The organism is Siphonobacter sp. BAB-5405 (genome assembly GCF_002872335.1).
GTDB lineage: Bacteria > Bacteroidota > Bacteroidia > Cytophagales > Spirosomataceae > Siphonobacter.
Map to the genome: position 1 here is coordinate 65,144 of NZ_NJAG01000004.1, position 19,425 is coordinate 84,568.

A 19,425-nucleotide genomic window follows, 5' to 3' on the forward strand; every position below is an offset into this window, starting at 1 on the left:
GAAACGTATGAGCACTGAATTTCCTACCTATAGTATTCAAGCCTTCCAGCGGCACGAGCCCGATGTACCTTTTTTTATGACCCCGCTCGAAAAACTGGTACGTGAATTCAAAGGCATTGATAAATCGCATTCGCACACGTTTTATCTGCTGATGTGGATCAAGGAGGGGAAGGGAACGCATACCATCGACTTTCGTACGTACGAGGTGGGACCTCATCAATTGTATTTTCTAACGCCGGGTCAGGTACATAGCTGGGAGCTTTCACCGGATATTAAAGGCTATAATCTCTTTTTTGAGCCGAATTACTTTCGTAGCCGCTTTCCTAATCGATTGTTTGCGTATCCTTTTTATCACTCCCACCAGCATCGACCCTTACTGGAAGTAACAGATGAAACGTTCGTGTCCCTGTACGAGCTGATGTATCAGGAATATACGGCGGCTGAAGTCAATCGATCGGAGGTGTTTCTGTCGTACTTACACATTATCCTGGAAAAGGCGAACCGCGTCTATCAAAACCAGTGGCCGGGGGAATCCACCCATTACTACGACCGCATCCGGCAGTACGAAGAATTACTGGAAGAACAGTTTCTGGACGTGCGGGAAGTGAAAACGTACGCTGAACAATTACACATCAGCCCCAACCACCTTAATAATATCTGTAAGACACTACTGGGCAAAACGGCCAGCCAGTTGCTGTACGAACGAATTATCATTGAAGCCAAACGCTTACTGACGCATACGGCTCTGTCCATCAAGGAAATCGGCTACCTGCTGCATTTTGAAGACCCTTCGTACTTCGTTCGTTTTTTCCGAACGCATACGGGACAAACGCCATTAGATTTTCGAGAATCACAAAATCGTTGATTTGTACCATTCTTGTCCGTATTCATACCTTACGTGAAAAGAAAGAAGAAATTATCTTTGTATCAGGAATCAGAAAGGGATTTTCTTCTGAACCTTCACGATCATGGCACTTAATTCGAAATTATATAGCATCGCTTTTAATAAATGTCCAAAATGCCACCAGGGAGATTTCTTCAAAACCAAGACTTCCTTCCAGCGTCATTTTGACGAAATTCACCACCATTGCCCGCATTGTAACGAAACGCTGGTACCCGAGCCCGGTTTTTACTGGGGAGCTTTGTACGTGAGTTATGCTCTGTACGTAGCCTGGTGTCTGACCGCTTTCGTCGTCTATACGTACGTCTTGAAACTGGACCTTGATTATTTCCTGGTCTTTCTGGTTCCGACTTTGGTTTTGCTGATGCCCTGGTTTTTCCGGCTGGCCCGTCGGACCTGGCTTAATCTGTTCGTCGATTACGACCCCGCCAAAGCCAAACAGAAAGCCGTGGATTTAAAACCAGCGATCTAATGTTTATTGCGTAGTACCTGTTTGCAGAAGGCCTCCCAGCGATGGGAGGTCTTTTTTATATCGCCTTACAGGATGCCTCCACCTAGCATGAGCCGGAGGATGGCCACAATGAGTACGAAGATATTGAGGTTACGACCCGTTTTACTTTCCGAAAAAGCTCCAAAGCCCAGGCCGATAAACGCAACGGGAAGGGCGACCCAATTGACAATACCAATGAAGGGAATGAGTCCCGCCAAAGCAATCACAAAGGCTACGATGCCGAGCAGGATGGAAATGAGATTAAACATAGAGATAGGGCTTTTACGAGAATGACGCTACAAAGGGAAGCATTTCTGCGTACACCCGAAAAAAGCTTTCCACCATCGGAAGCAGGCCCTGATTACCGTACCAAAGTGAGGTTGAGCACCTACATGCAACAAAAAAAGGATGGCTCCGTATTGACGAAACCATCCTTTTTTTGGGCTTGAGAAAGCTTATTTCACCGCGTCAGCGTAGTTTTTAGCTGCTGCCTCCCAGTTTACTACGTCCCAGTACGCTTTGATATAGTCGGGACGTTTGTTCTGATACTTGAGGTAGTAAGCGTGCTCCCATACGTCCAGACCAATCACCGGTGTACCGGGCGTTTCGGCCAGGGCCATCAAGGGGTTGTCCTGGTTAGGCGTTGAAACAACAGCCAGTTTTTTATCCGGCGTTACGATCAGCCAGGCCCAGCCTGAACCGAACCGGCTCGTAGCCGCTTTATTGAATTCCTCAACGAATTTATCGTAGGTACCAAACGATTTCGTAATCGCGTCCGCTAATTCACCGGAAGGTTTGCCACCGCGTTTGGGGCCAATGGTATTCCAGAAAAAGGTGTGGTTCCAGTGACCACCGGCGTTGTTCCGGATAGCCGGAGCCGTGTTTTTATCAATTTTCTTCACCACCTGAAAAATGGTCTGTGAAGCTTCGGGTTTGCCTTCTACGGCTTTGTTTAGATTATCAACGTACGCTTTGTGGTGTTTGCCGTAGTGAATTTCCATCGTTTGCTTGTCGATGCTTGGTTCTAAAGCGTCGAAGGCGTAAGGCAGGGGAGCTTGAGTAAACTGTGCCGAAACCTGAAAAGCCGAAGCCAGCAGGCCGGCTACCAAAAGGGATTTAAATTTCATGGTTGAAAATGGTTTCTTAAGGATCTGAAACACTGCTTAGGTGCAGCTCAAAGGCAAAAATATCTGTACCATTTCAGGCTACAAGCGTTTCGGTGATAAACTTTTATGGATTGGGAGCTACGCTGGTCAACGCCCAAACCGTGCTTTCAACGGATAGGCCAGGGAAGGCCCGGCGGCAAAAGATCGTCTGTATAGCGTTTAAACGATGATTTATCCCTGACAGCCGGCCCTCAGAATCCGAATGAGCGATGGATCTTTCGTTTTCATACAAAAATCTTTCGTATGGATATGAAGTTACAGGCGGGCAGGGAGGACCTTTGTAACAGCAAAGGATACTGGCGGGAGATCGCCCCGAAATGTCTTTAGAATTGAACAGTAAGTCGATTTTCGCGATCGCTACATTAAAATAAGCTTTAATTTTAATTGTTTGATTTAGGTCAAAGTATTCCGCCAGCCCTTTTCTGAGATTTGCACTTATTTAATACATACGTCATTTCTTCCCATTTGCTATGAATAGTTTTGTTCTCACCCAGATTTGTGCAAAATCCGAATGGCATTCGCCGCCCTTTGCCAAATATTTTTAAAAATCTGCCTCTGATCTTTCAGAACTTTACCAGTACTGGCGAAATTAGCCCAGAGGAGCAGGGAGCTAGATTGGTTCTGTAATTAGATTTATCCGGGAAATGCGGCAACTAAATGAACAGAACGATTCTCCATTGCTTGTCCCTGGCGTGTATAGGCTCCAGTGATCGACTGTAAGACGCACTTACAAAGAGCTTTAATTGATTGAGTGTTAGACACTACCCCCTCTTGTTATGTGGATTGTTCGATTAGCTTTACAGCGGAAGTATACCATTGCGGTGCTGGCTCTGCTGATCCTGATTATGGGTGTGGTATCCATTCGTCAGATGCCCACCGACATTTTTCCCCGTATCAACATTCCGGTTATTTCCGTAATCTGGTCGTACCGGGGACTTTCGACGGACGAAATGGAAAAGATGATTACCAACTTTTCCGAAACGTCGGTCATCAATAACGCCTCTGACATCCAGCGGGTGGAATCCCAGACCTACAATGGGGTGGCCGTACTGAAAATCTTCTTTCAGCCCACGGTGAAAATTGAGGAGGCCCTGGCTTCCATTACGGCCATCTCGCAGACGATTCGGGTACGGATGCCGCCCGGAACGCAACCGCCGATTATTGTGCGGTACAACGCTACGGACGTTCCCATTCTGCAGCTGAGTATCTCCTCGGACAGTCTGACGGAATCCCAAATCACCGACTATATTACGACCCGGATACGGCCCATGATTTCGACCGTACAGGGGAGCCGTCTGTCGCAGCCGTTCGGAGGAAAAGCCCGTCAGGTGATGGTGGATCTTGATCCTGAATTGCTTACGGCTCGCGGCGTATCACCCGAAGATGTAGTCAATGCCGTATCCGCTCAGAACCTAACCCTGCCGAGTGGTCAGCTTCGGCTGGAGGAAAGGGAATACAACGTACGCCTGAATACCAAGCCCGACGCCATCATTGCGTTGAACGATATTCCGGTGAAAACGCTGCCCGGCGGCGTGGTCCTGCACTTACGCGATGTGGCCAACGTCCACGATGGTTCGATCGTACAAACCAACGTAGTCAAACAGGATGGCCGACGGGGCGTATTGCTCAATATCGTAAAAACCGGGAATGCCTCAACGACCGAAGTGGTCGACAAAATTCGGAATGAAGTACTCCCGGCGGTTCGCGGAGCCGCTCCGGCTTCCCTGAAGATTACTGAACTTTTTGACCAGTCGGTGTTCGTACGAGCCTCGATTCACGGGGTAGTCGTGGAAGGGTTGATTGCGGCCCTGCTGACGGCCGCCATGATTCTGCTCTTCCTGGGTAGCTGGCGGAGTACGCTGATTGTTGCTATTTCCATACCACTCTCGATTCTGAGTTCGCTCGCCGTTTTGTATCTGATGGGCGAAACGCTGAATATCAATACGCTGGGCGGTTTGGCTCTGGCTATTGGTATTCTGGTGGATGACGCGACAGTAACGATTGAGAACATTCACCGAAACGAAGAGTTAGGCCTGCCCCTGCGAAGGGCGATTATGGTAGGGGCTCACCAGATTGCCACACCGACGCTGGTGGCTACGCTGACGATCTGTATCGTGTTCGTATCGGTACTCTTTTTGGAAGGTCCGGCCCGCTTCTTGTTCGGTCCGCTGGCGTTGGCGGTAGTATTCGCCATGATTGCTTCATATATCCTTTCGCGTACCCTGGTGCCTACGCTAGCTGACTTGTTGCTCAAATCCGAGCCACATCACCAGGAGGGACACCTGAACGGTCAGGCGAAGAAACCTAGCTTCTTTGCTCGTATTTACCAAAGCTTCAACCGGGGCTTCGACCGTTTTCAAGGACGGTATCTGCGGGTACTGCAATGGAATCTGGGCCACCGGAAAACGGTACTGGCGGTATTCCTGGTCGTTGTTATGATTACGGCGGTGATGGTTCCTTTTGTAGGGCGTGACTTTTTCCCCAGTGTGGATGCCGGCCAGTTCAGGTTGCACATGCGGGCTCCGGCGGGTTCCCGACTGGAAGCTACGGAGCGTACGGCGGGGCAGGCTGAGGCAGTTATCCGGCAGATCATTCCGGCGAATGAAATTGAAACGGTTATTGCCAACATCGGTCTGACGAGTGAAGGGTACAACTTCGTATTCCAGGACAACTCGTCACTGGGCTCCGCCGATGCGGAGTTGCTGGTGGCTCTTAAAAAAGAGAAAAGTCGTCCGACGGAAGAATACATGCGGGAAATTCGGGCCAAGCTGGCCGAGGCTCTGCCGCAGGTGACCTTCTTCTTTCAGCCAGCCGATATTGTAACGCAGATCTTGAATTTCGGTCTGACCTCACCCATTGACATTCAGGTGACGGGTTTCGACCGGAAGAATAACTTACGCATTGCTCAGGAAATCCGCAGTAAAGTAGCTCAGATACCCGGTACGGTCGATGTGCACCTGCATCAGGTCATGAACGCTCCCGAATTATTCGTGAATATTGACCGCGAGCGGGCCAATCAGCTGGGACTCAATGAAACCAAGGTGGCCAACAACATGATGATTTCCATGAGTGGTACCACGCAGGTAAACCCGAACTTCTGGCCGGACCCGGTTACGGGCTTTCCGTATCTGGTGGCCGTACAGACGCCGCCGTACAAACTCAATACGCTGGATAAACTGCTGCAAACGCCTTTGGTGACGCAAACCGGCGAACTGACGCCGCAATCCCTGGCCAACGTCGCTAAGGTCGAACGTCGCGTAACACCCATGGTGGTGAACCGGATGAATACGCAACCCATGTTTGATGTGTACGCCTCGGTGGAACGGACAGATCTGGGAAGTGTTTCCGGAAAGCTTTCCGAGATCATCAAGGAGTACCAGCAACAGCTCAAGCCGGGGAATAAAATTGAAGTACGCGGTCAGGTGGAAAGTATGAATTCAGCCTTTACGCGGTTAGGCATTGGTTTGTTGTTTGCGGCCATTCTGGTGTACATGCTGATGGTCGTCAACTTCCAGTCCTTTTTGTATCCCTTCATCATTATTACGGCTCTTCCCGGAGCAATGTGCGGGGTGGTATGGCTGCTGTTTTTGAGCCAGACCACCTTCAGTATTCCTTCGCTGATGGGGGCGATCATGAGTGTGGGGGTAGCTACGGCCAACTCCATTCTGCTGGTAAGCTTCGCTCAGGAACAGGTGTTTGATCTGCACATGAGTCCGTATGAATCAGCTCTGGAAGCGGGCCGTACCCGTTTGCGTCCGATTTTGATGACGGCCCTGGCGATGATCATCGGGATGTTGCCGATGTCTTTAGGACTCGGCGAGGGCGGTGAGCAGAACGCTCCCCTGGGGCGGGCCGTGATTGGCGGGTTGTTACTGGCCACCTTTACGACGCTGCTTTTCGTACCCGTCGTATTTAGCTATCTGGCGAAAAACCGCACCGAAGCCGAAATGGCCGAAGAAAAAGAACTGGCTGAGATGGAAGTTTGATGAGTGGGCAGTTTTCAGTTTACCGTTCTCTGTTACCTGCGAGAGCAACAAATTTTTTAAACAGAAACGGTAAATCATGAAATCTACCCATTGAAAACAGAAAACTGTAAACAGAAAACTAGTATATAGATCATGAAGAGAAATCTCTGGATATGGCTGATTCCAGTGGGATTATTGGCTTTATTCTTCTTCGTAGGCGTATTACCCCGAATCAGAAATCAGCAGGAACTGCACGCCGAAAGCGACGCTGCCAAAAATCGTTTGCCGCTGGTGAACGTCGTCATTGCAAAACGTACCACCGATACGACGGGACTGACCTTGCCTGGACAGATCATGCCGTACCGCGAAACGCAGGTATACGCCCGTACGCAGGGTTTTTTGCGGCAACGTTTGGTCGATATTGGATCGAAAGTAAACCGGGGCAGCTTGCTGGCCACGATTGAAGCTCCTGAATTGGATCAGGACATTCTGAAAGCTCAGGCGGATATGAAACTGGCTCAGGTGAACCTGGATCGGGTGAAAAGCGTGACACTTCCCGGAGCCGTTTCGCAACAGGATGTGGATACACGTCAGGCGGGCTACGAAGTAGGCCGGGCGGCGTTGCGGCGGCTCGAAGCCCTGAAGAGCCTGCAACAGGTACGGGCTCCTTTCAATGGGATCATAACGGCCCGGAATGCGGACGTGGGAGCGTTGATCAATACGGGCAATATTCCCCTGTTTACAGTATCTCAACTAGATACCCTGCGGGTGTACATCGACGTACCTCAGACCTATTATCAGCTCGTAAAAATCGGACTGCCCGCTACGGTGAAGGTGCCCGAACTGGGTAAAAGCTTCACGGGTAAAGTGGTGCGTACCTCGGGTACGCTTCGTTCGGCCTCGCGTACGTTGCTGACGGAAGTAGCCATTCCCAACCGCTCCGGTGAATTAGTTGCTGGTTTGTACGGACAGGTAACGCTGGACGTACGGGCGATTAACCCTCCCGTACGGATTCCGGCCAACACGCTGCTGGTTACGCCCGAAGGCTCCCGGGTCGTCATTGTTTCTTCCAACGGTCAGGTGCATTTTCAGCCCATCACGATTGGACGCGATTTTGGTACGAGCCTGGAAGTACTGGATGGATTACAGGGCAGCGAACGCCTGGTAGCCAACCCATCCGACGGCCTCAAAGAAGGAGGCATGGTACGCGTAAAATAAGAGGGTTTTGAGTTTTGTGTGTAGCGTTTAGAGTAGGTCATGCTATTAGGAACGCTAATAAATGAATAAAGGATGGGGCAGAAAGCTGGAATGAACCCATAAACTCAAAACCCTACACACAAAACTTCCAACTGCCTCAACTTCCCAAAGTTTTTACCGAACGTATGAATTGTTTATTGAAAATCAGTGGGTTGCTTTTGCTGGTGACCAGTATGGTTACGGCACAGACGCCCACCAGTCGACCTTTTGCCGATCCGGAACTGGATAAACTCATCGAGGCCGGACTCAATTTCAATCCTGATATACGAAATGCCCTGAGTCGGGTCGAGGAAGCCCGCGTACGCGTACGGGTGGCCGAGTCGTACCTGCGACCTGTAGTTCGGGGGAATCCGGGCATTCAGACGCAAAGCCTTTCGCCCAACCGGCCCGTTCAGTTCACCAACGTACGGGCGGTGCGGGTACAACTGACGACGTTTCAAATTCCCATTGATGCCAGTTTCGAACTGGATTTATTCGGACGAATCCGGCAAACCGTGCGGCTTTCCGAAGTGCAGATGCAACTGAGTGAGGCCGATGTTCGGATTGCCCGTCTGGCGGTAGCCGCCGAAATTGCCCGTCTCTATGCTCTGGTACGCTCCAACGATGCCGAACAAACAGTTTTCGAGCGAACCTTGTCCGCCCGGGATTCCGTACTGGCGGTGGTTCGCGAACGATTCCGGATTGGCCTGACGAGTGAAATCGACGTCCGCCGGGCCGAAACGGAGATTGGTAATCTGCAAACTCAACGTACTGCTTTGCAACGGAGTCGTCACGAGTTAACCAACGGACTAGCCATTCTAACGGGTCAGGATGCGGGGACTTTTATCCTGCCGCCGGCTACGTTACCCCCATACCCAACGCCAACGTACGCCAACATTACGGTGGATTTACTACAGAACCGTCCCGACATTCAGCAGTCGAATGTACAGGTATCGGCAGCAGATATTAACGCGGATATAGCAAGAAAAGCCCTGAAACCTCGGATCAACGTAGGCGGTTCGGGTGGTTTGATCAGTGGTAGGATTGGTGATCTGGTGCTACCGTCCAGCTATACGTATACGGTTGGAGCCACGGCTAGTTTCCCGATTTATGAAGGTCGGCGAAACCGGGAAAACATTAACTTAGCCCAGCAGCAGATACAAACGGCCCGCACGTCGGTGGATCAGCGAGTGGTGACGGCCCAACGCGAAGCCGAAGTGGCCCTGGATAACATCCGTGATCTGGAAACCCAGATTGGCAATCAGCAAAGCGTCATTGAAACGGCTCGTAAAACCGAGCAACTCGTGCGGGAAGTGTACGGAAAAGGTCTGACGACGTACCTTGACGTACTCGATGCCCAACGTACGTCGCTGGATGCTGAACGACAACTGGCTCAGTTACAGGGACAACGGCTGGTATACGCCGTGGCTTTGTGGAAGGCTTTGGGTGGACAGTAGCTTGGCCATAGACTGAAATCCATGGTTATGAAAGAAATCAAACCTACGGCTCTTGGTCGTTAGCCAAGGGTAGGGAGGACGCAACAAAAAGGATCGAAGCTCGCTTCGGTCCTTTTTTAATACCAAAAGGGTTAAGTATTTTTCAGAAAAAATGGTATTTATCCATAGGGAAACGCTTAATCTTCCGAAGGCGTTGGTCGAATCGATTACATTAAATACTTTTGCAGGTCGGAAGAAAAAACGTACCTATCCGTGTCAAAACACCGCGTTTTTTCTCTTAATAGATTTAACCAGCAGAATGGTCTTACCCGCCGTTTGAACCTTCGGCCCACCGAATGAACGATCCTATAAATGTCAATTCTTACCGTTTTTTACATTAAACTGCTTTTGAACGTAGGATTAACCGCCGGAATCATCTGGACGGTTAAGAAAGCAACCCTCATTCAGCAATGGCAGCAAAAAAACGACACCCTTGCCTTTAGTCTGGGTTTTCTTATCCTGCGGCTGATTCCCTGGGTCATGATTTTTCTCGTGATCAATGAGGTGCCTCGTGGAGACGTTCCCTTCTTTTTCTATAAAGCCGAAGGAGCAAAGGCCGGAGGATTTGTGTACCGGGATTTCTGGTCGTATCACGCTCCCTTGTTTGCGTACATCATCAGTCTGCCGCTCTGGCTCTGGCACAACTCCCGAGCGATTGTTCTGCTAATGGTTTTGATGGAAACACTCATTCTGTGGGGAACCTACCGGACTTACAAACCCGAAAAGTCGAATGCCTTACAGGCCAGCCTGATTTACTGGATGTTACCGGCGTCGTTTATGTACATCCTTATCGATGGCCAGGAAGAAGTCTGGTTTTGGGGTTTAGCTCTGCTCATGTGGCGGCACGTGAAACAGAATCCAGAGGATTATGAAGTAGGACTGGGCGTCATTTTTGCCATCGCCCTGCTGACCACCAAAGCGACGTTTGTCTTTTTCCTGCCCCCGCTGCTCATTAGCGTACGCCGTCCGATCAAAATGCTGCTGGTCATGGCCGCCATCGGATTACCCGCTCTGGCGTTTCTCTACTGGCAAATCGGCGACTTATTCCTTATGCCCATTCAGCATACCGAGCAGTTGATGACGCCGAACCTGTTTTCCATTACCCGGCCTGTCATCGAGCTTTTCGTGCACATTGATACCAGTAATTCGACTCTGGTTAACTGGCTGGGACTAATCACCACCATGCTCCTGGTTTCGTATCTGGCGTATCGGGGTCGCGTTAATCCGCTGACGCACACGCTACCTGCATTGTTCATTGCCACATTTGCCTGTATGATGATCTTTCAGGCCAGTGCCCCCGGAGCGTACCTCATTGCGTATCTGCTGGCTGTCGTTTTCGATATTGTTGACCTGCGGAATAACAAACACCTCACAATCTTGTTAGTACTGAGCTGGCTCACAGTAGTACAGCCCTTTGTAAACGTATACATTAAGCAACCGGATTATACCCGGTTTGGTATGCTGACCAATCCCGTATATCTGTTCGACTGGCTGCTACAGGTACTCAACGTAGCCTGTTTTTTCTGGCTGGTTTCCCGAACGGCCACTAAAATTGTTACTCCTAAACATTTGACGCCGGCATGAGTGTTGTTTTGGCCAAACTGATTATTAGCCTGGGCTGTATTCTGCTGGTAGGTATTGTGCTGTATTTCAGGCCCCCAATTACGGCAGGGCTGAAAACGAAACCTGTAGCCGGTGTACTCGGCGTGAGCTGGCTGCTGCTCCGGGTGTTTCCCTTTCTGGTGATTTATCTATGGGCGAATCAGGAGCCTACTTCCGATGTGAACGGCTTCTGGGACGAAGGCAGTAAAGCTTCAATGGGCCAGATGGTATACCGCGATTTCTGGTCCCCGTATTCCCCTTTGTATGCCTATTTCTTAGGTATGTGGCTGAAAATCTGGTACAATCCCCGCATGATTGTCCTGACCATGGCTCTGATGGACGGGGTTGCTCTGGTACTGACTTATCTCTTTTATAAAGACCGCTACAGTAAGGAAGATTTACTCTTCAAGGCCCTCCTGTACCTGTTACTGCCCGGCTCACTCGTTTTGTGCGTGGTTGGAGCCCAGGAAGACATCTGGATGTGGCTGTTCGTCGTGCTGGCCTTCCTGGTTCGCAAACGCTGGGGTGTCATTGGTTACAGCCTCGTCATGGCTCTGGGGGTACTAACCACCAAGGCCATTTTTGGACTGGCTCTGTTTCCGCTCTTTCTCATTGAAAAAGAAAAAATTCGTTTTCTGATTCCAATCTCCCTGATTGGAGCTCTGTCGGTAGCCATTTTATATCATCTGGTAAAACTGGAATTTTTGCAGCCGCTCGACGAAGCGAATGTATTACGGGCTCCCAACTTGCTTTCGGTCATCAATCCCTGGACGTTCGATTCGATTGGTACCGGAGCGAAAGCCTGGAACTGGCTCGGACTGGTAGCCACCATTAGCATCGGTTGTCTGACGGCCTGGCGGATGCGGAATCAGCCGGTGAATGTGATGCTGGCCCACCTCTGGGTAGCCATGTATGGTTTGATGATGATTGCCCAGCAAAGTGCGTATAGTAATTATCTGTTCCTGTTTTTGTTGCCGCTGGTGTTTGAAGTAATGGACTGGGCTAACCTTCGACAGGTCATTCTCCTGTTCATCTTTAACGTATTGTCGGTAATTCATCCCTCGTACTGGTGGCGGATGGGCATGCCCAATTACGCAACTCCTGCCGATATTTTCGGCCTTCAGGCCCGTACTATCGATTACGTTATTCAGGTGGGAGTCGTAGTATTGACGGGCTATTTTGTTACCGTAGCCTTTCCCGGATCCGAAAAAAAAAAGTACAGCACGCCCCGGTAGTACCCCAGCTGCATTCCCTATAAGCGATACCTTTCTTTAGTTGTTGGCATGAGTCAGAAACGTAATTTTCCCAATCTGAACGGCGTACGATGTATTGCGGCGGTGTCCGTATTGATCCATCACCTCGAACAGGCGAAAGAAGCGTTTGACCTGCCCAATATTTACCATCTGACGGTCGTCAAACACGCGGGCCGTTTGGGTGTGGGTCTTTTTTTCGTACTCAGTGGCTTTCTCATCACGTATCTGCTGTTGCAGGAAAAAGGTAATTTTGGCGACATTTCTGCCCCCAAGTTTTACCTGCGACGCGTATTCCGGATCTGGCCCATTTATTTTCTGATCGTCGGACTAGCCCTGTTTGTCTTTCCGCATGTGCCCCTGATGTATTTTCCCGGAGCCAACGAAGTCGCTTCCCAGCACGTTGCGGAACGAATCACGCTACTGGCTCTGGTACTGCCCAACTACGCGTTCGTCCTGTATAACATTCCCTACTGGGCCGCTCAGGCCTGGTCGATTGGGGTGGAAGAGCAGTTTTATTACCTCTGGCCCTGGATCATCAAATACCCCAAACGGACCTTTTTGATTGTAACCATCTTCATGCTGGCGACCGTCGGATTACTTGCTTTAGGCGTATACCTGCTGGATGGAACCGAAGCTCAGAAGAAAGATTCCGTACTGACGTTCATTGGCCAGTTTCGCTTACTCATCATGGCCCTGGGTGGGGGTGGAGCTTATCTGGTGTATACCAATCGGACGCGATTCCTATCCGTTCTCTACCGGAAAAATGTGCAGATTACGGTATACGTACTCTTCCTGATCTGCTTTTTGTCGGGGGTACACATTCCGGCTTTCATGGAAGTATATGCCTTCTTCTTCTGCTTTTTCGTACTGAATGTGGCGACGAATCCTGACAGTATTATTTCGCTGGAAAACCCGGTCGTTAGTTACATTGGCAAGATCTCTTACGGACTATATCTCTACCATGTTGCCATTTCGGTATTCCTGATTAATGTCCTCAATACGTATGCTCCGGGTTTGTCCACTACGGCCTATAACCTGATTTTGTACCCTGCTGTATTCGGCTTGTCCATTCTGGTTTCTTACCTCTCGTACGAGTATCTGGAAAAACCGCTGCTCGTTTTCAAAGACAAACGCTACGGACGTTAGGGGCTCATTCTATCGTGTCGGAATACAGCCAAGGCTTTCGTAGGAAAGCTCCGTTTCCTAAGCGAAGTAAGTAATTCAGATTAACGCCTGCCTACTCCCTTAGAATCAGTCCATTATTCTTCTATTATAGAGGGTCTTACTACTTAGATCGTATAGCGTACTGGGTGTAGAATGAGACGGAATTCCGAAGATGAATCAAAGGTAGTAATGCTACCCTTCAGAAGCAGAATAGCGGCCCTTGTGAACGCTGAAACATCCTCCCTTTACTGGATCACTGGTAAGTCCGACATGCGATAAAATTTCAGGTGCAGTGAATCGGCTGTTTGCAGCATTTGTCGAAGTACCTGTACATCAAAACCGTATTGCTCAGGCTTGGGGGCTGAGAAAAAGGGTTGATGCCCAAAGAGTAACACGGCTTTTCCCCGCGTTTTGGCCCGAACCAGAGCCGACCGAAGTTCCGCTACACTCAAATTTGCACTCGTATCAAACAGGAGGGCATCCACGCTGCGTTGCTGATCAAAGTCGTAATAAATCTGAGGTAGCCATTGGGGGGAAAGATGATAAAGCCGGAAGCCTTTGTAGGAGCGTTCTGCCAGGGCCACGTCCCGCAGGATTCGAAAACCGGAAACCTCCAGTACGGAATCGACGCGGGCATTATGATTGCCGCCGGGATGAGCGTACGAAGTAGGGTGGAAGCCCGCTTGTTGCAAATACGAAAGCCCGGGCCGAATTTCCGTATTCAGATAACCTTCTACGCCCAGATTCTGTATCATTTCTGTGGAGATGCCGTGAATGGTACCGTGAAAACCAATTTCGTGCCCATCCTGCTGAAGCGTTTTCAGTATCCTCACTTCTTCATTCGTTAGCGAATCCGGACAATTTACGTAGAACGTCACCTTAGCCTGGTATTGATTCAGTAAGGGGCGTAAAGCCATCCAGTCGCTGAAAAAGCGATCGTCGAAGGAAAGGGCAATCCCCGCCCGTTCCGGATGCTGGGTTGTGGATTGACAGCCGGGCAATAAAAAAAGCAGTATAACAACAAAAGTCCAGCGGCCCATGTGAAGCATTAGTTAGGCAAATGTTAAGGATTTTGCGGAAAAATCCGGTTCATGTAAAGATTATATAAACATCGCAAAAGCAACAGCTTGATCGGGTTTACGCCTCTATACATTTGCCCGGCCTATACGAACCAATCAATCTGTTACGCTCACTATGACTTTACTCTGGTTGAAAAAACACCAGCCTCGCCAGGGCTGGACCGGACGTTTTTTGTGCTTACTTTTCTTTCTCGGCACTAGTATCTATTTCCAGTTGGCCGCTCAGGCTACCGACGCTTCCATTTCCGGCGTTGTGAAAGATGAAAAAGGCGAGGCCCTGCCCGGAGCCGCCGTAACCGTTCGAAACGAAGCAACCGGTTTTACCACGGGTACGCTGACCAATGCGAAAGGGGAGTACGCCCTTCGGCAGTTGCCGCTGGGTAAGCCCTACACCGTCACGGTAACCTTCATTGGCTTACAAACGGTGAAAGAAACGGGGTACTCACTCAATTATGGCGATAACCTGAACGTAAACATTAGTCTACAATCGTCTAATACGGAATTGAAAGAAATCGTAGTTTCCGAACGCGGCTACACCAAGGAAGTCCGGCAGGCGGGAGCAGCTACGTCGATTACAGCGGCTCAGATCAAAAACTTACCCAATGAAGGCCGGAGTTTTACACGACTCAACAACCTGTCTCCCCTGCAGGGCGGCGATAATTTCAGCTTCGGCGGCCAGCGTTCGACGGGTACTAACGTGACCATTGACGGGATGAATGCCCGCAATAGCTGGACCAACGGGCAGGTTTCCGCTGGCCCTTATGCCATTTCGCTGGAAGCCATTCGCGAATACAAAGTCATCACCAACGATTACGACGTTACGCAGGGCCGTCAGTCGGGTGGGGCCGTGAGTGCTGTCACCAAAAATGGAACCAACAAACTGGAAGGTTCGGCTTTTCTGTATTTCCGTAACAACACGTTGTCGAGTCCGTACACTATTCAGGGAGCGGATCGCAAGCAGAACTTTACCAATTTTCAGTCGGGATTCAGCCTGGGTGGCCCGATCATCAAGGATAAACTTCACTTTTTCGTAGCCTACGATCGGCAGGATGCCAGCGAGCCGCTCATTATTGCCGACATCAATTCATCCGCGGATGAGCTACGGTACGGCATCACAAAAACCAATCTGGAACGGCTGGTGAAGGTAGCCCAGGAAAAATACGGCGTTACGGGGCAGCAATTCGGCCAGTTTCCCAAGAAGTCAACGGCCAATACGGCTTTTGCACGCCTCGACTGGCAGCTCAATACCAAGCACAAACTGACGCTACGCGGCAACATGACCCACTACGTAGCTCCGCTGAACGATGGTGATAACTCGAACATCAATTTGCTGGAATCCTACGCAAACCTGAAAGACGTATCGGTAACGGCTATGGCGGCGTTGCGTTCCACGCTGAAACCTCGACTGACGAACGAATTCAAGGTGCAGTACCTGTATTCCTACAAACCCGTTACGCCCCAGGGTTATCTGCCGTTTCAGAATATTCCCCGGGCGATTGTCAACGTTACCTCGCCATTCCCCACGGAATCCAATCCTAACGCCACGCAGACGAAAACGGTACAGTTCGGCGGACAACGATATTCCCCCGAATTTAACCGGATGCACCAGTTACACCTGAGCAATACGGCCTACTGGAATACGGATAAATTCAACTTCACCTTTGGTACGGACAACATGATTACCACCATGGAGACGTATCTGTCGAGTGAACAAAACGGTCGATTCTTCTTCAACAGCATTGATGATCTGGAGGCTCTGCGGCCGTATCGGTACGCCCGCGAAGTGCCTTTGCAGGGGCAACCCATCGTGAATCAGAGTGTACTGGATATTTCCGTTTTCGGACAAGCTGATTTTTACCCGCATCCGGACCTGAACCTGGCTCTGGGCGTACGCTACGATGCGACGGCGTTTCTGACGGGTGGACAGCTCAACGAAACCGTGAAACGAACGCTGGGCATTCGCACGGACGTGAAACCCGAGGACTGGAACAACATTCAACCCCGTTTTCAGGCTACCTGGGATATTGGTGGCAAGCGTCAGAATGTCCTGAAAATTGGAGGCGGGTTATTCTCCGCTCAACCGCACTACTACGCTCAGGTCAACAACATTCAGAACAGTGGACTGATGGTCGGTTCTGTGGATGTAACGGGTGCTCAGGTTCCCGTACCGGAATTCAGCAAATACCGTCAGGACGTTTCGACGGTGCCGGGTATTCCGGCAGGTGGGAAGTATGTATCTACCATCAACGCCGTCAACCCGAACTTTCAGGTGCCGACGACGTTCAAGGGTAACGTGAACTTCAACCACTTTATCGGCGAACGCATTCGGGTTGGACTCAACGCCATCTGGGCAAAAACGATTCATAACTACGTATACGTGGATCGTAACCTGAAGGATAACCCGGAATTCAGAATTGCCAATGAAGACAATCGGGGCGTTTTCGTTCCCGCCGAAACCATTACGGCCAAGGGAATCACGGACTGGCAGAATTCCCGAAAAACGACCGAAGTCGGGCGGGTACTGGAATTGATCTCGACGGGTATTTCCGATCAGTTTACCCTGGTGGCCGACGCAGGTATCAAACTGGGAAAAGACGGTTACGTGAACATGAGTTATACGCTCAATTCCACGAAAGATAATTCGTCCTATAGCTGCTGCGTGGCGAATACCTCGACGTTCTTGCCCGTCAAAGACGATCCCCGGAGCCTGAGTTATGGCTACGCCGATACGCATTTCCGGAACAAAATCGTGGTAAATGGAGCAACGCCTTCCTGGAAAGGATTTCAGCTCGGGGCCACGGTGATTGGCGTGGGCGGTACCCGTTATAACTTCCTGGTAGGCGGCGGTACGAGTCTGAACGGTGATTTTGTACTGACGAATGATCTGGCCTTTGTATTCGATCCGAATAGTTCAACAACGCCGGAAAACGTTCGTCAGGGCATGAGCGATCTGCTCAACAACCCTTCGGTAGACCAAAGTGTGAAAGACTACATCAAATCCAGTCTGGGTAAAGTGGCCGAGCGAAACGGCGGAATCAACCCCTTTGCTACAACGGTAGATTTACGCTTGAACAAAGCCTTTAAACTCGCTGAAGGTCAGAAGCTGGAGTTTTCGGCGGATGTCTTTAACTTCATGAACGTACTCAACCGGGACTGGGGCCGGAATTATAATCGTGGTAATACGAACCTACTGAATATTAACGCTTTCAATCAGACAACCCGTCAGTATGGCTACGCCGTGCAGAACCTGGGTACGCGTCCGATTGGCGGTACACCCTGGCGGATTCAGCTTGGCCTGCGGTATTCGTTTCAGTAAGTATTCATCCGATTGTTAACTTCCGCCCGGGCTTTCGAGTCCGGGCGGATTTGCCTTTTTATTCGATGAAACAGCTGCTTAGCCTCGTACTAGTGGGCCTGTGTGTCACGGGTTTCGCTCAGAAAAAATTGCACAAACTTGCTATTCCAACGGTAGCCAAAGCTCAGGAATTCTGGCACTACACGCCCCAACACCGGCCTTTTCTGAGTGCACACCGGGGGGGAGCCCGGCCCGGCTTTCCGGAAAACTGCCTGGAAACGTTCGAAAACACGCTCGAACATACGTATGCGACCTTCGAGATTGATCCACGCCTGACGAAAGACAATGTAATCGTACTCCTGCACGATGCTACGCTGAACCGGACCAGCAACGGAACGGGTAAACTCCGGGATTATACCTGGCAGGAAGTGCAGCAATTTCGATTGAAAGATTCGGAAGGCAAGCTGACGGATTTTCGAATTCCTACGTTGGAGGACGCCATTGAATGGGCCCGCGGGAAAACGGTACTGATTCTGGATTACAAGGACGTGCCTTTCGATAAAACGCTGGAAATCATTCGTAAACACCAAGCCGAGGCCTTCGTGATGGTGACGGTTCATACCGCTAAAGACGCTCAATACTACCACCAGCGAAACCCGGACATTCTCTTCGAAGCCTTTGTTCACACGGAAAAAGCCCTGCACGAATACGAAGCCGCGGGTATTCCCTGGAAGCAGGTCATGGCGTACATCGGCTCCCAGACCAAACCCGAACACCCGGCTCTGATTGAAGAGTTACACCAACGCGGGGTGATGGTGATGGTTGCCGCTGGTCCGGTATACGACAAGGAATACAAAGCTGGGAAAACAGACGTGTATCAGACGATTCTAAAAGCAGGAGCCGACCTGATCGAAACTGATTTGCCGATCCAGGCGAATCAGGGGATACAGCCGATGCTTCCGAAGACGAGTGATAAGGATGCGTTTTTTAAGTAAGGAATGGTCTCGCTTTAAAAACCGTCTGGGATTGATCCTTTCCTAACAAAACCCGGCCTTTTCCGTACCTTCGTCTTTTTCAGTGAGACCATTTTTCCATGATACGAACCGTTATTTTTGATATGGACGGGGTGATTGTTGACACCGAACCCGTTCACCGTTACGCTTTTTTCAAGCATTTTGACGAATTAGGCCTGCACATTACCGACGAAGAATACGCCACCTTCACGGGCCTTTCTACCCGCAACGTCTACCAGAAACTCAATGAAGCCTACAACCTGGGGGAAGATATCGAATCGTTCGTGCTGCGGAAGCGGGCTATTTTCAACGATGCGTTTGATGAAAAAGAAGATCTGGATTTGCTCGACGGCGTACGGACGCTGATTGAAGACCTGCACGAACACGGGTTTCAGCTCATTCTCGCTTCCTCGGCGGCCAAGGTGACGATTGCCCGGGTATTCAAACGTTTTGGTCTGGACCCGTACTTTTCGGACAAGGTGAGTGGCGAAGATTTCGTTCGATCGAAGCCCGATCCGGCGATTTTTGAGCACGCGGCCGCTCTGTCTAAAGCTCCCAAATCGGAGTGTATCATCATCGAAGACTCGAATAACGGCGTAAAAGCGGCTCGGGCGGCGGGGATTTACTGCATTGGCTACAACAGCGAGCATACGGCCCTGCAGGATTTGAGCGAAGCCAATCAGGTAATTAACCATTTTTCGGAGTTGAACGCCGAAAAAATCCGGGCGATTGTAACGGAATAGGAACGTACTGAACGTTCATTTT

Annotated in this window: 14 protein-coding genes; 11 read left to right on the top strand and 3 right to left on the bottom strand. The window is 50.2% G+C overall.

From position 1 onward, the window contains the following. Positions 1-7: 7 nt before the first annotated feature. Complete coding sequence (locus BWI97_RS03705) at positions 8-865, top strand: AraC family transcriptional regulator (RefSeq protein WP_102200080.1); 858 nt, start codon at positions 8-10, stop codon at positions 863-865. A gap of 103 nt (positions 866-968) precedes the next feature. Continuing rightward, positions 969-1,373 (top strand): DUF983 domain-containing protein, encoded by a 405-nt coding sequence (locus BWI97_RS03710; protein WP_094813546.1) that lies wholly within the window; start codon positions 969-971, stop codon positions 1,371-1,373. A gap of 65 nt (positions 1,374-1,438) precedes the next feature. Here BWI97_RS03710 and BWI97_RS03715 read toward each other — a convergent pair whose 3' ends face one another. Beyond that, on the bottom strand, positions 1,439-1,660 hold the full coding sequence (locus tag BWI97_RS03715) for a hypothetical protein (RefSeq protein WP_094813548.1): 222 nt from the start codon (positions 1,658-1,660) through the stop codon (positions 1,439-1,441). 186 nt (positions 1,661-1,846) lie between these two features. Further along, complete coding sequence (locus BWI97_RS03720; RefSeq protein WP_094813550.1) at positions 1,847-2,518, bottom strand: superoxide dismutase; 672 nt, start codon at positions 2,516-2,518, stop codon at positions 1,847-1,849. A gap of 815 nt (positions 2,519-3,333) precedes the next feature. Between BWI97_RS03720 and BWI97_RS03725 the strand changes: the two genes are divergently transcribed. The 6 genes from BWI97_RS03725 (at position 3,334) to BWI97_RS03750 (ending at position 13,255) form a co-directional block, all read left to right on the top strand. Next, positions 3,334-6,543, top strand: a complete 3,210-nt coding sequence (locus tag BWI97_RS03725; RefSeq protein WP_102200081.1) for an efflux RND transporter permease subunit — start codon at positions 3,334-3,336, stop codon at positions 6,541-6,543. A gap of 132 nt (positions 6,544-6,675) precedes the next feature. Then, positions 6,676-7,740 (top strand): efflux RND transporter periplasmic adaptor subunit, encoded by a 1,065-nt coding sequence (locus BWI97_RS03730; protein ID WP_102200082.1) that lies wholly within the window; start codon positions 6,676-6,678, stop codon positions 7,738-7,740. A gap of 164 nt (positions 7,741-7,904) precedes the next feature. Beyond that, positions 7,905-9,215 (top strand): efflux transporter outer membrane subunit, encoded by a 1,311-nt coding sequence (locus tag BWI97_RS03735; protein ID WP_102200083.1) that lies wholly within the window; start codon positions 7,905-7,907, stop codon positions 9,213-9,215. A gap of 351 nt (positions 9,216-9,566) precedes the next feature. Continuing rightward, complete coding sequence (locus tag BWI97_RS03740) at positions 9,567-10,838, top strand: hypothetical protein (protein ID WP_102200084.1); 1,272 nt, start codon at positions 9,567-9,569, stop codon at positions 10,836-10,838. After that, positions 10,835-12,091 carry a hypothetical protein gene (locus tag BWI97_RS03745; RefSeq protein ID WP_102200085.1) on the top strand — a complete coding sequence of 419 codons (1,257 nt, stop codon included), beginning with the start codon at positions 10,835-10,837 and terminating at the stop codon, positions 12,089-12,091. The genes BWI97_RS03740 and BWI97_RS03745 overlap by 4 nt, the downstream gene beginning before the upstream one ends. A gap of 48 nt (positions 12,092-12,139) precedes the next feature. Beyond that, positions 12,140-13,255 (top strand): acyltransferase, encoded by a 1,116-nt coding sequence (locus BWI97_RS03750; RefSeq protein ID WP_102200086.1) that lies wholly within the window; start codon positions 12,140-12,142, stop codon positions 13,253-13,255. A 263-nt stretch (positions 13,256-13,518) separates the two neighbouring features. On the opposite strand, the gene BWI97_RS03755 is transcribed toward BWI97_RS03750, so the two are convergent. Further along, positions 13,519-14,313, bottom strand: coding sequence for a polysaccharide deacetylase family protein (locus BWI97_RS03755; protein ID WP_158242675.1), 795 nt, complete (start codon positions 14,311-14,313; stop codon positions 13,519-13,521). 154 nt (positions 14,314-14,467) lie between these two features. Here BWI97_RS03755 and BWI97_RS03760 point away from each other — a divergent pair, with 154 nt between their 5' ends. The 3 genes from BWI97_RS03760 (at position 14,468) to BWI97_RS03770 (ending at position 19,403) form a co-directional block, all read left to right on the top strand. Next, complete coding sequence (locus BWI97_RS03760) at positions 14,468-17,668, top strand: carboxypeptidase regulatory-like domain-containing protein (RefSeq protein ID WP_102200088.1); 3,201 nt, start codon at positions 14,468-14,470, stop codon at positions 17,666-17,668. Between the two features lie 65 nt (positions 17,669-17,733). After that, complete coding sequence (locus BWI97_RS03765; protein ID WP_102200089.1) at positions 17,734-18,642, top strand: glycerophosphodiester phosphodiesterase family protein; 909 nt, start codon at positions 17,734-17,736, stop codon at positions 18,640-18,642. 98 nt (positions 18,643-18,740) lie between these two features. Next, on the top strand, positions 18,741-19,403 hold the full coding sequence (locus BWI97_RS03770; RefSeq protein WP_094813566.1) for an HAD family phosphatase: 663 nt from the start codon (positions 18,741-18,743) through the stop codon (positions 19,401-19,403). Positions 19,404-19,425 lie beyond the last annotated feature (22 nt).